At 56.6% G+C, this 11,895-nt stretch carries 12 protein-coding genes; 7 read left to right on the top strand and 5 right to left on the bottom strand.

The features are described 5' to 3' along the window. Positions 1-109: 109 nt before the first annotated feature. Positions 110-925 (bottom strand): phytanoyl-CoA dioxygenase family protein, encoded by an 816-nt coding sequence (locus tag DNI29_RS01575; protein ID WP_110976314.1) that lies wholly within the window; start codon positions 923-925, stop codon positions 110-112. Between the two features lie 228 nt (positions 926-1,153). Here DNI29_RS01575 and DNI29_RS01570 point away from each other — a divergent pair, with 228 nt between their 5' ends. From DNI29_RS01570 to DNI29_RS01555, 4 genes are all read left to right on the top strand, one after another. Further along, positions 1,154-1,930 (top strand): WG repeat-containing protein, encoded by a 777-nt coding sequence (locus DNI29_RS01570; RefSeq protein WP_110976313.1) that lies wholly within the window; start codon positions 1,154-1,156, stop codon positions 1,928-1,930. A 64-nt stretch (positions 1,931-1,994) separates the two neighbouring features. Then, entirely contained in the window at positions 1,995-2,786 is a 792-nt protein-coding gene (locus tag DNI29_RS01565; RefSeq protein WP_110976312.1) for an energy transducer TonB, read from the top strand. 185 nt (positions 2,787-2,971) lie between these two features. Next, positions 2,972-3,286, top strand: a complete 315-nt coding sequence (locus tag DNI29_RS24815; RefSeq protein WP_162303471.1) for an energy transducer TonB — start codon at positions 2,972-2,974, stop codon at positions 3,284-3,286. 75 nt (positions 3,287-3,361) lie between these two features. Continuing rightward, on the top strand, positions 3,362-4,918 hold the full coding sequence (locus DNI29_RS01555) for a hydroxymethylglutaryl-CoA reductase (RefSeq protein WP_202910355.1): 1,557 nt from the start codon (positions 3,362-3,364) through the stop codon (positions 4,916-4,918). An 82-nt stretch (positions 4,919-5,000) separates the two neighbouring features. On the opposite strand, the gene DNI29_RS01550 is transcribed toward DNI29_RS01555, so the two are convergent. From DNI29_RS01550 to DNI29_RS01540, 3 genes are all read right to left on the bottom strand, one after another. Continuing rightward, complete coding sequence (locus DNI29_RS01550) at positions 5,001-5,549, bottom strand: hypothetical protein (protein WP_202910354.1); 549 nt, start codon at positions 5,547-5,549, stop codon at positions 5,001-5,003. Positions 5,550-5,823: 274 nt separating this feature from the next. After that, the gene (locus DNI29_RS01545) at positions 5,824-6,015 is read right to left on the bottom strand and encodes a hypothetical protein (RefSeq protein ID WP_110976310.1); all 192 of its coding nucleotides are present in this window, start codon (positions 6,013-6,015) and stop codon (positions 5,824-5,826) included. Positions 6,016-6,096: 81 nt separating this feature from the next. After that, on the bottom strand, positions 6,097-7,305 hold the full coding sequence (locus DNI29_RS01540) for a homogentisate 1,2-dioxygenase (RefSeq protein WP_110976309.1): 1,209 nt from the start codon (positions 7,303-7,305) through the stop codon (positions 6,097-6,099). Between the two features lie 238 nt (positions 7,306-7,543). Here DNI29_RS01540 and DNI29_RS01535 point away from each other — a divergent pair, with 238 nt between their 5' ends. After that, complete coding sequence (locus tag DNI29_RS01535) at positions 7,544-8,527, top strand: transglutaminase-like domain-containing protein (protein WP_110976308.1); 984 nt, start codon at positions 7,544-7,546, stop codon at positions 8,525-8,527. Positions 8,528-8,746: 219 nt separating this feature from the next. On the opposite strand, the gene DNI29_RS01530 is transcribed toward DNI29_RS01535, so the two are convergent. Next, positions 8,747-10,429 (bottom strand): S41 family peptidase, encoded by a 1,683-nt coding sequence (locus tag DNI29_RS01530; protein WP_110976307.1) that lies wholly within the window; start codon positions 10,427-10,429, stop codon positions 8,747-8,749. Positions 10,430-10,852: 423 nt separating this feature from the next. Between DNI29_RS01530 and ruvX the strand changes: the two genes are divergently transcribed. Together ruvX and def are read left to right on the top strand one after the other, a co-directional pair. After that, entirely contained in the window at positions 10,853-11,263 is a 411-nt protein-coding gene (gene ruvX, locus DNI29_RS01525) for a Holliday junction resolvase RuvX (protein ID WP_110976306.1), read from the top strand. Next, the gene (gene def, locus DNI29_RS01520; RefSeq protein ID WP_110976305.1) at positions 11,260-11,859 is read left to right on the top strand and encodes a peptide deformylase; all 600 of its coding nucleotides are present in this window, start codon (positions 11,260-11,262) and stop codon (positions 11,857-11,859) included. Before ruvX ends, def begins: the two co-directional genes overlap by 4 nt. Positions 11,860-11,895 lie beyond the last annotated feature (36 nt).

Raw genomic sequence — 11,895 nt, 5'->3', positions numbered from 1 at the left:
AAGTGAAAAGAGATGAGGTGAACAGTGACAGGGAAAAAGTAACAGGTGACAGGCTCGCAGTTACAGCTGCTTACTTGTCACCTGTTACTTTTTCCCTGTCACTCTATTACTATTTCACCAGGTGGAGAAACCGCAGATAGAAAGGCGTAGGGCTGTTTTCGTGCTTGGGCTCGTACTTACCGGCAATAATGGGCACGTACATCACCCGGCGGCGCGACACCTCACCCACCAGCGGCGACTGCGCCACGCGGTGCCACATGCGGCCGTCGTGCACGGTTAGGTCGCCGGGCTCGGTTTCCACGGCTACCTCATTAGGGTCGGGGCCTACGTCTTTGTAGTACTTCTTACGAAAGAGGATGTCGCGCAGGCCCTGGCGGTGCGTACCCGGAATGACGCGCAGACCGCCGTTGGTGGCGGGCGTACCATCCAAGTGCAAGCCCACGTTCAGCATCGGCCCAATTTTCTTGCCGTAAAACACGTCGCGCAGCGAGTCAGTATGCCAGCCCATCTGCGAGAACTCCGAGCCTTCCACGTTCACGTAGTGGTTGATAACGAGGCCATCTTTCTCGTTTTCGCCTACCCGGCCGCCGGGCGCTTCCAGCAGGGGAAACAGGGCCGTAAAGCGCGGGTCCTGCAGAAACTCGTGCAGCACGGGGCTATGGTGCGAGGCAAAGGCAAAGCGCTGCACAATCGGCGAGCCATCCACGTCCTTGCCATATTTAATCGGAACGCCGTTCACCTTCTTCACATCATCGGCCAGCCACTGGCGCTGCACCTCCTGGGAGGCTTGCAGCAGGCTTTGCACGGTTTCGGGGGAAATAAAGGCGCGGAAGTGCAGAAATCCGTGTTCCTGAAAGAAGGCCAACTGTTCAGCAGTAAGGCTTTCTCCTAAAGTAAAGCGCGGATAGGTTAGTTGTGATGACATAAGCAAAGGCGGTCAAGCAAACAGCCTAGTGAGGGGACGCAAAGATACGATGCTGCCGTTTTCACCACAGAAAAAGCGCGGCTCACACCGAAAAACCTGCGAAGCAGAAGGGCAAAATTGTGTTTCTCTGGGTGAAGAACGAGTGAACCAACCGCTCAAAGCGTATTTGGTTTGCACTGCGTGCGTACCTTAGCTGAAATAGCCGGTGCCTTCCCGACCCCGACCTGCATGAAACGCCCTCTGTTGCTGCTGCTTTTGCTGCTGGTTGCCAGTACCCCGGCGTGGGCCCAAACGGCAGCCTCGCGCCTTGTGCCTTTCCGGCAGGGTAGCAAGTGGGGCTACGCCGACCAAGCCCGCCGCCTTATCCTACCCCTGCGCTACGACGAAGCCGGCCCCTTCGTGCAGGAAATTGCCTGGGTGCGCCAGGGCCAGCTGTACGGCTACATTGATGGGGGCGGCAACCCCGTTACGCCCATACAGTACACCCGCGCCAGCACCTTCCGAAACGGCATTGCCGCAGTAGAGCTGAACGGCGAAACATTCCAGATTGGGCCTACCGGTCAGCGCCTGCCCGACGCGCCCCCGGCCGAGCCGGAAGAGGAGCCCCTGGAGCACGGCGACCTGGTGCGCAAGGAGGGCAAGGTGGGTTTCCGCTTCACGGTGGGCTCGGGCGTGATACCAGCCATCTATGATGAAATTCGGGAGAATTACAATGGACTCTTGTTTGTGCGGTTGGGCGCTAAGTGGGGGGTAGTAAACAGCAGCGGCAAGCTGGTGCAGCCCCTGCGTTACGATGCCATCCGGCTCACGGGCAACCTGCAATTTCCGGTGGTGCAACAAGGCAAGCTATTCGGCTACCTCGATGAAGACGGCAACACCCTCACGGAAGTCCGCTACCCCCAGGCTGAGCCCTTCCTCGGCGACGTGGCCCGTGTACTGGCCCCCGACGGTCAGCCCGGCTACCTCAACGCCAACGGCCAAGAGTTCTGGGAAGAGCAACGGTGAAATGGTGAGTTGATAGGCTGGCAACGTATATTCCGGCGGCTACCCTGCTCGTTGTTTGCTACCTATGCTGCCGCTGCCCATCCTCAACATCCGCCTGAATGCCTGCCACGAAGACTGGCAGCAGATGACGCCCGTGGCCCAGGGCCACCACTGCGCCCAGTGCAACCGCACCGTCCTCGACTTCACCGCCGCTACCCAGGCCGATGTGGATGCCGCTTTCCGGGCTTCTCCGCATGGCCGCGTCTGCGGGCGGTTCCGGGCAGAGCAGTTGGCCCCTACCCCTCAGCTGCGCCCCAAGCTGTGGCGGTTTCTGGTGGCCTTGGTGCTGGTGTGCGGGGTAGGGCTATCGGGGCGGGAGGCGGTGGCGCAGGTGCAGAAGGCAGCAGGCACCCATTCCGCTCAGCGGAAACCTAGGCTTCAGCATAAAAAAGCCATTCAGCCTTCTATTCCAAGCCAGGACACTGTTGTTTCAGATAGAATAATATCAGGTGACGTTATTATGGTACCCGAGAACTTATCTAATGTAGAAGACTCTGTCGATTACAACCCAGCACGGACGTACGTAGAGCAGATGCCCGAGTTTGTCGGTGGTCACGAAGCGTTACAGTTGTTTATAAGCCAACATTTGCGCTATCCTCCGCACACTAGTGCCGAAGGACGGGTGTTTGTAAGTTTTGTTATCAGTAAAACAGGCCAAATAGAACAGCCTGAAATTGCCAAAGGCTTAGATCCTTTACTTGATACGGAAGCACTGAGAATAATAAAGCTATTGAATAACAAGTTCATACCTGGCCGACAAAACAATAGGCCAGTAGCTGTGAAATATACCCTGCCTATTATTTTCACTCTTAAATGAGAACACCACTCGTTTTAGCAGCTACCATAGTGCTGTCTTTCCCTAGCTAAACAGCCGCTTCCCAGGTAGCGCCGGCTGTACCCGATGCGTTAGTCGACACGACTGGCCTGTTAACCAAGCCACAACATGAGGTAGATGCGTTCATCACCGGACAGACCTATCGTTGCTTTGGCAGTGACGACCAATTGCCAGTTTTCAAAGGGAGTCAGCAGAGTCTGAAAAGGTTCTTGGATAGAGCGAGCCACTGGCCTGATAGCCTTTCTCGAACGATAGCCGGGCAGGTATATGTCGAATTCATGATTAACGAGCTTGGTCAGGTACGAAACGCTTCAGTAGTACGCAGTTTTCACCCATTAGCCAGCACTGAAGCCTTACGACTTGTACAGCTTTTAGATGGTCGTTTTACTCCTGGAAGAGTGAATGGCCAGCCGGTAGCCATGAAACTGACGCTGCCTATTTCTTTTGGTACACAACCTGTCTCAATCAGGAAACAGCTGTAAGTATTTCGTCACTACCCGTTCATCTATTCCACGTACACCCCCTACCCTCTTTCTGCTCACCAACCCCTTCCGCCCATGATTTTCACGCCTAGCGCCATGATGCTCAAGCTGCTTTACACCCGTGGCAGCCTGCGTAATACGCCTGATGGGGTAGCCTTCAGCATCAAGAACCGCCTGGATACCGTGCGCATCACGCGGGTAGAGTACGTGGAGCTGGACGACGTGCGCATTGGCACCGAGCAGATTGCCCTGGACCTGGGCAATGGCGACATCCGCCCGGCCTCAGTATTCAACGCTGAGCGGGCAGGCTTTACACTCCCCGTAGGCCAGTCGGCTACCTTTCACCTGGCCGCCAAGCCCCTACCCGAAGGCTTGCACACCATCCGGGTACGCTTTGCAGCCGAGCCGTTTGGGGAGCTGACGGTGGAAGTGGAAGACGCCATTGCCGCCCGCCCTGAAAGCCGCACCCGCATTCCGCGCTCCGAAACCGACGACTATTCCGAAGCCGCCATTCAGGCCCGGCAGCAGTTCGCCGAGGAGTTTACGGGGGAGCAGTTTGAGCACCTCAAACAGTATTCCTTTGATGCCCAACTACTTAAGGGCAACTGCGAGCATTTCACGGGGGTAGCCCAGATTCCGGTGGGCCTGGCCGGCCCCCTGCACGTAAACGGCGAGCATGCCCAGGGCCAGTTTCTGATTCCGTTAGCTACCACCGAAGGCACGCTGGTAGCCAGCTACAACCGGGGCATTCAACTCCTGAACCTCTGCGGGGGCGTGAAGTGCACAGTTATCGGCGACGCCATGCAGCGGGCCCCGGTGTTTGTATTTGATGATGCCCGCGGGGCCCGCGACTTTGGCCGCTGGGTAGAAGAAGAAATAGAACGGATTCGGCCGGAGGCGGAAAGCACCTCGCGCATCGCCAAGCTGCAGTACATCGACACGTATTTAGCCGGCAAGTTTGCCTATCTGCGCTTCAACTTTTCAACCGGCGACGCGGCCGGGCAGAACATGGTGGGCCGCGCTACGTTTGCGGCTTGCTCCTGGATTCTGGAAAACTACAAGGGCGCGCCCATCCGGCACTTCTACCTCGAATCTAACTTCGCCACCGACAAGAAAGCCTCCCAAATTAACGTGATGCGCACCCGGGGCAAGCGGGTGGTAGCCGAGGCCGTAATTAAGCGCGACATTCTGCAGCAGCGCATGCGCGTGAAGCCCGAGCAGTTGGCTTACCACGGGCAAGTGAGCAACGTAGGCGCTTTTTTGTCGGGAGCCAACAACAACGGCGCGCACTCGGCCAATGCCATTACGGCCTTATTTATTGCTACTGGCCAAGATGTAGCCAACGTATCGGAGTCGTCGGCCGGAGTACTCTACTCTGAAATCACGCCCGAAGGCGACCTGTACATCAGCATCACTATTCCTTCTCTTATTGTGGCCACCCACGGCGGCGGCACCGGCTTAGCTACCCAGAACGAGTACCTCCGGATGCTAGGCTGCACCGGCCCAGGCACCGTGAACAAGCTGGCCGAAATAGTAGCTGGCGTAGTGCTGGCCGGCGAGCTAAGTTTGGGCGCCGCCATCAGCTCCTCTGATTGGGTCAGCAGCCATGAGCAGTACGGCCGCAACCGCTAAAGCTCAGATTCACTACCCTCTTAAAATAGCTAAGGCCCCTGCCTTGTAGCAGGGGCCTTAGCGACATGTTTATTAGTGGAGGCTACAGCGGATCGGCGGTGACTTTAAAGCGAGAATCAACGCGGATGGTAATGTCGCGGCTGATGGGCTTCCGGATTTTGGCTTCTGTGGAGAGCGTGTAGCTACTAGCCTTCACATACTTATCGAGCTTCTGGGAGGTAGGCGTCAGCTGAAAGCTATTTACTCCGGTGGGCACGTTATCGGCAGAAGCCAGCAGGATTTTATCGTTCTGGTCGGTGCTGATATAGAGGTTGATGCTCTGCAGAAAATCGAAGTTTTCGGAGTTGGGGTCGGTGATAGTAAGCGTGAGGCGGTCAAGCTTCACGTCTTTCACCAGGTTGGCACTGGTGTTTTCGTTCTTGAATTTCTCGTCGGAACGGGTAGTTACGGCAACGGGCGTGAGCGGAACAAGTGCCCCAGCCGGAAAAGCCCCCGCAATCTTCACCGACTGCGAATCTTCAATAGTAAACGTGAGCAGCTTGTCGATCTTTTCGCAGCTGGTAAGTACAGCCAGCACCAGTAGTGCCGGAAGTAACAACAGGATTTTTTTCATGGCAATGGTAGTATTCATGCAAAATACGAATCTACAACCACATCTGGTTTGGTACTAGCCTACCCACTCGTGCGACAAAAACCGGTAGAACAGGCGGAGCATCAGACCACTGTTGATTACTACTGCTAACGCCAGGGCCCCTGACCTGACCTTGCTGTTTTCATGTCCGCAGGCTACTCGCAAACACCGCTGCATTTACGCCGGCCATACCACGAGCCGATAGCTCCAGCCACCGCCATACGTAGGGGAACAGCGGAAAAAAGGCCGTGGTCTGAAAGTCGTAGCCTTGGTTCTAGATGTGTAGATAATGCTCCGTATCCCAGTTACTGAAGGCCGCTTCAGTGAGAACGGGTCGGCCCGTAAGCAAGGGCAGAGCCATCAGCAACAGCGCCATACATAAAACATAGCCGAAGGTAAGCCCCAGGTTTAAACCCAGCCGGCGGTAAAAGCCGGGGCGCTCTGGCCCCACAGTAGTAGGCATCATAACAATAAGGACGCTGCCTGCCAGATTGGCCCTAATGTGAGCCAGTTGGCAAGCAGCGTCCAAAGGTCCATAAAAACAGCGCTAATCCATCATGTCAGCGGATCGGGGTGGCTCGTGCTGAAAATCAGGCTGCCAGCTCATGGGGTAGCGTGGGTCCACGTAGGGTAGGGCGGCCTCAGTGAGGTAGAGCGGGCGGAAGGTATCGACCATCACGGCCAACTCCTTAGTTTCCTTTTTGCCGATGCTAGCCTCCACGGTGCCGGGGTGTGGCCCGTGCGGAATGCCGCTAGGATGCCAAGTGAACGAGGCCAGATCTACCCCGCGCCGCGACATGAAGTTGCCCGCTACGTAGTACAGCACCTCGTCGGAATCGACGTTGGAGTGGTTGTAAGGGGCCGGAATAGCTAGCGGGTGGTAGTCGAAGAGGCGCGGCACAAAGGAGCAGATGACGAAGTTGTGGCCCTCGAACTGCTGGTGCACGGGTGGGGGCTGGTGGATGCGGCCGGTTATGGGCTCGAAGTCGTGGATGCTGGTGGCGTAAGGGTAAAAGTACCCGTCCCAGCCCACCACATCGAAGGGCGAGTGGCCGTACACCAGCGTGTGCAGCAATCCGTCTTTCTTCACGCGCACCACGTACTCGCCCGATTCGCGCACGTCACCTTCTACTAGCTCCGAGGGTCCGCGGAAGTCCCGCTCGCAGTAAGGCGCATGCTCCAGCAGCTGCCCGAAGTGGTTGCGGTAGCGCCGACAGGTTTCTACGGGGCTAAACGACTCGATGATAAGCAAGCGCACCGGCCCTTCCTCGAAGTGCATCTGGTGGATGATGGTGCGCGGAATTACTACGTAGTCGCCGGGCTCGAAAGCCACTTTGCCCAGTTGGCTCCACAGCTCGCCCCGCCCTTCGTGCACGAAAATGACTTCATCGGCCAGCGCGTTTTTGTAGTAATATTCCATGCGCTGCTCCGTAGGGTTGCAAATGCTCAGGGTTACATCGGCGTTGCCCAGCACGGTCTGGCGGGCCTGAAGGTAGTCGCCGCCGGTGCTGGTCTGGGCCAGAGTGCGCAGGTGAGCTGGCTCCAGCGGCCGGTCTTTCAGCAGTTTGGGAGCATAAGGCTGGGGTTCGCCTACCTTTCGGATTTCGGTGGGTGCGTGCCGGTGGTAAAGCAGCGACGAAACGCCGTGGAAGCCCAGCGTACCCACCAACTGCTCATGATAAAGCGAGCCATCAGGCTGCCGAAACTGGGTATGCCGCTTGCGCGGAATCTGACCTAATCGTTGATAAAAAGGCATATGGGTGGGAGGTTGGGGTAGGAAGTTTGGGTAGAAATGCCAAGCAGTGAAGGTACAAAGTTTGACCTGTGTCTGCCGTGTTAAGCAAAGCTGTACGAAGAATCAGGCTGTTCATAAAGCGCTACCCTGGGCCTAAGCCCAATAAGGGGTAATGCCTTTTGAACCGGAACAACCTTCCATATCGTTTCTTTGTACTTTGACTATCAGCTCCCGAAGGTGGCGGCTGCTCACTTTGGCTATGCTCTCGTTTCTATTCCCCTCCTTGCTGGCTTTGCTTACCGTAGCCCAGCCACCTACCCCAACGCCACGCAGCCGCACATTCACCTTCGATTATGCGGCTACTATACCGGCCCAGCCGGCCGGCACGAAGATGGTAGATTTGTGGCTTCCAGTTCCGCATGATGATAAGTCGCAGCAAATCCGTGATTTGAAGGTGACGTCGCCGGTGCCTTACGATATTCAGACCGGTGCTTATGGCAACCGCATTTTGCACTTGCGGGCCACTGGCGAGGCGCTGCAAGGGTTTCGGGTGGATATGCGTTTGCAGGCAACCCGGCGCGAGCACCTGGCCTCAGCCCTCAATGGTCAGCGCCCACCCCAGGAAGCCCCCGACCCAAACCTCAAGCGCTGGCTGGCCGCCGACAGTCTCGTGCCCCTCGATCCACAAATCCGGCTGTGGGCGCTGGAAGTGGCCAACAAAGCCAAAGCAAAAACCAACCTAGAGAAGGCCAGGGCGGTGTATGAGCACGTGGTGAGCACCGTCAAGTACGACAAGACGGGCCAGGGCTGGGGCCGCGGCGACATTTATTACGCCTGCGACGCCCGCCGCGGCAACTGCACCGATTTCCACGCTGTGTTTATTGGTTACTGCCGTGCCCTAGGCATTCCGGCCCGTTTCAGCATTGGCTTCCCCCTACCCCCGGAGCGCGGCGCAGCCGAAATCAAAGGCTACCACTGCTGGGCCGAGTTCTATACTCCGGAAACCGGCTGGGTACCCGTCGATGCCTCCGAAGCGGCTAAGAATCCGGACCGCCGCAACTACTTCTTTGGCGCTCATGACGAAAACCGCCTAGAATTCACCCGTGGCCGCGACTTAGTGCTGGTACCTCGCCAGAACAACCCGGCTCTCAACTACTTTATCTATCCCTACGCCGAAGCCGACGGCAAACCGCTGACGGACATTAAGCAGGAGTTTCGGGTGCAGGACATAGTAAAGAAATAAGTCGGGTCTAGGGCTACTGTGCAGCGGCTGCAAGCGGCCATCCTCGTCTACATCGGGGCTGCGTGCACAATCCTACCCCTCTTTAAATGCCAAAAGTCAGCCAAGGCGAGCATAACGCCTTGGCTGACTTTTATAGCACATTCTATCCCAGTAGCAGTAGTTACCAAATAGCCCTGACGAGAAACCGCTACCTATGAGCTAATGTCTATCTGCCAGGGACTATTTGCCTAGCAGACCCAGCATAGCGGTGGTACCGGGCTCCTGAATAGCCCGCAGGGCTTGCTGCATTTCAGCATCTTCCTGGTTTAGCACTTGGTAGTAAGCTGATTTTCCGTAGGCACTACGGGCAATCAGGGCCTTCAGCTGGTTGCGAAGCAAAGTAGCGCTACGCTGCATACCGGCGGCATTTTGAGGAACCCCGTCGCGAGCAGCTTTGGCCGCCAGCTGCTGTAGCTGCACGTCGCTGATGCGGAAGCTTTGATTAAACTGCTCGAAGCGCAGGCCATCCAGCTCAGCTTTGTGTTCCTGGTAGTAGCTCAAAGCAAACTCTCGCACCAAGTTCAAACTTTGCAGCCGAGTGTAGTAAGGGGAAAAAGCTGTGGTGTCGCGGGGCACGAACAGGTCGGGCATGATGCCGCCCCCCCCATACACCGTACGACCATGGGCTGTGCGGTAGCGTAGAGAATCGGCAAAGTGAATGCTATCGGCGTGGAAGAACTCACCATGGCGCTGCCGGTTCTGCAACTCTTGCTCGTAGGCGGCCAAACCGCCGCGGTAGGACTTCTGGATGCTGCGGCCCGAAGGCGTGTAGTAGCGCGCAATGGTCAGACGCAACTCCGAGCCATCGTTTAGAGCAATAGGCTGCTGCACTAGGCCTTTCCCGAAAGTGCGGCGTCCTACCAACAGGGCTCGGTCGTGGTCCTGCAGAGCACCAGCCAGCACCTCGGCCGCCGAGGCACTACCTTCATCTACCAGCACAACTAAGGCACCTTCCTCAAACTCCCCTACTACTCGCGAGAAGGTCTGGGTGTCGTATTGGTCGCCTTTGCCGTCAGTATATACAATCTTCTTGGTGCCTCCGATGAACTCATCGGCCATTTTGGTGGCACGGTCGAGGTAGCCGCCGGGGTTGCCGCGCAAATCCAGAATCAGGCGGCCCAGGCCCTGTCGGCGCAAATCACCCAGCGCCGACTTAAACTCATCATAAGTACCGCTGGCAAAGCGACTTACTTTGATGTAGCCTGTTTGGTTATCCACCATGTAAGCCACATCCACCGAGGCGTTGGAAATGCGGTTGCGCGCTACCTGCACATTGATAGGGCGAGCCTGTCCGCGACGCAGAATTTGGAGCAGTACAGCGCTGCCGCGCGGGCCGCGCAGTTTGCTAAACATTTGCTCGGTGGTGGTGTGCACTCCCGAAACGCGTTGCCCGTTCACGGCCAGAATTCGGTCGCCGGGCTGTAAGCCGGCCCGTTCGGCGGGTCCATCACTGAGGGGAGCCACTACCGTTACAGTGTCACGGAACAGGTTGAACTCAACCCCAATGCCGTCGTAGTCACTCTGCAGAAAAGAGGAAGCCTGTTGCTGCTGCTTGGCCGGAATAAATACCGAGTGCGGATCAAGGCGCTCCAGCATGCGGCTGATAGCGTAGTCCGACAGCTCCTCTGCATTTACTGAGTCCACGTAGTCGCGGTCTACGTAGCTGAGAATCTCTTTGAACTTTAGATAGCCGCGGGCCGTGAGGTCAGGATTTTGGCTTGAGGGCCGAAACGGATTCGCGCCCAGCAATATCCCACAAGTCAACGCTAAGGCTAACAACAACGGCTGACGTACCTGCCAGCGGGAATTTCGCGGGGCAGGCTCCGACGCGGGAAGCGGCGAGTCGTTCGGCTCGATGTTCATAAAGCGTTGAAAGAGTAGGAGTTCAGGCGATACGCAACAAAATTCAATACGAACGGGTCTTCAAAACTATTGAAACTATTCCAAGAAAGCCACCCTGTACATAGAGGGATAGTCATTTTCGAATAACAATGCAATTTTTTATAGTTTAAACTCTAGATCATCTATTTCAACGACCTACGCAATGTGTGCAGAATTGCCTGATGATGAACTCAGTGCAAAGGTTATTTTATGATTTTAGAAAGACGGGTTCCTCTAGCTTAAGGCTTTGATTTCCCCGACCAACGTACGCCCCGGCCATCCCATTGGATTGCACTGTTCAGCTCTACAGGCGTCACCTTTCCGGGCAGGTATCGTATCTTTGAGGCGTGGCAGGGCTAACAAGCTGAACCGTTGCCGCTTGTCATTCTATTTTTTGTTTTTGCTATGGGCCGAATTCTTGCCATCGACTACGGGCACAAGCGCGTGGGGCTGGCCGTTACGGACCCGCTTCAGCTTATTGCTACCCCCCTCGAAACGGTGCACAGCCAGGACCTGCTGGCGTACCTGAAAGCTTACCATCTGCGCGAGCCCTTGGCGGCGCTGGTTATTGGCATGCCCAAAAACCTCAACAACGAAGCCACTGACTCGACACCGGCCGTGGTAGGGGTAGTACGGCGCCTACGTAAGGAGTTTCCGGAGGTGCCGGTACATGAAGTAGATGAGCGGTTTACCTCCCGCATGGCCCACGCCGCGATGCTGGCCGGGGGCCTGAGCAAAAAAGACCGCCGCGACAAAGCCACCGTTGATAAGGTCTCGGCCACCATCATTCTGCAATCTTTCCTTGAATCCCGATGATTTACCCCATTGTTGCCTTCGGCGACCCGGTGCTGAAAACTCCGGCTAAAGACATTCCGGCCGAATTCTCGGCTGCGGAGCTGAAACAGATTATTGCTGACATGTACGACACCATGTACCACGCCCACGGCGTGGGACTGGCGGCACCCCAGGTTGGCAAAAGCATACGCCTGTTCGTTATCGACTCGGAGCCTATGCTGGACGAGGACGAGGAGGGCAACCTCATTATTGAGGAGCCTACGGCGGCTCCAGTAAAGCGCGCTTTCATTAACCCCCGCATGGTAAGTGAAACCGGCGAGGAATGGGGCTTCGAAGAAGGCTGCCTGAGTATTCCGGGCATCCGGGAGAAAGTGGTGCGCCACTCTACTATTGTGCTGCGCTATGAGGATGAAGACCGTCAGCAGCACGAGGAAACCTTCTCGGGTATGACCGCCCGCGTAATTCAGCACGAATACGACCACCTTGAAGGCATCCTGTTCACCGACTACGCTTCGGGCCTGAAAAAGCAGCTGCTCAAAGGCAAGCTTGCCCGCATCAGCAAAGGCGACGTGAATGCCGACTACCGCATGCGGTTCGTGGGCCAAGGCCGACGGTAAACTTTACAGGTCAGTTACTTAGTAACAGGTGGCAGG

The sequence above is a fragment of the Hymenobacter sediminis genome, assembly GCF_003231285.1.
GTDB classification, from domain to species: domain Bacteria; phylum Bacteroidota; class Bacteroidia; order Cytophagales; family Hymenobacteraceae; genus Hymenobacter; species Hymenobacter sediminis.
The sequence above is the reverse complement of the archived record's forward strand: the minus strand, read 5'-3'. Positions and strand labels throughout refer to the sequence as shown.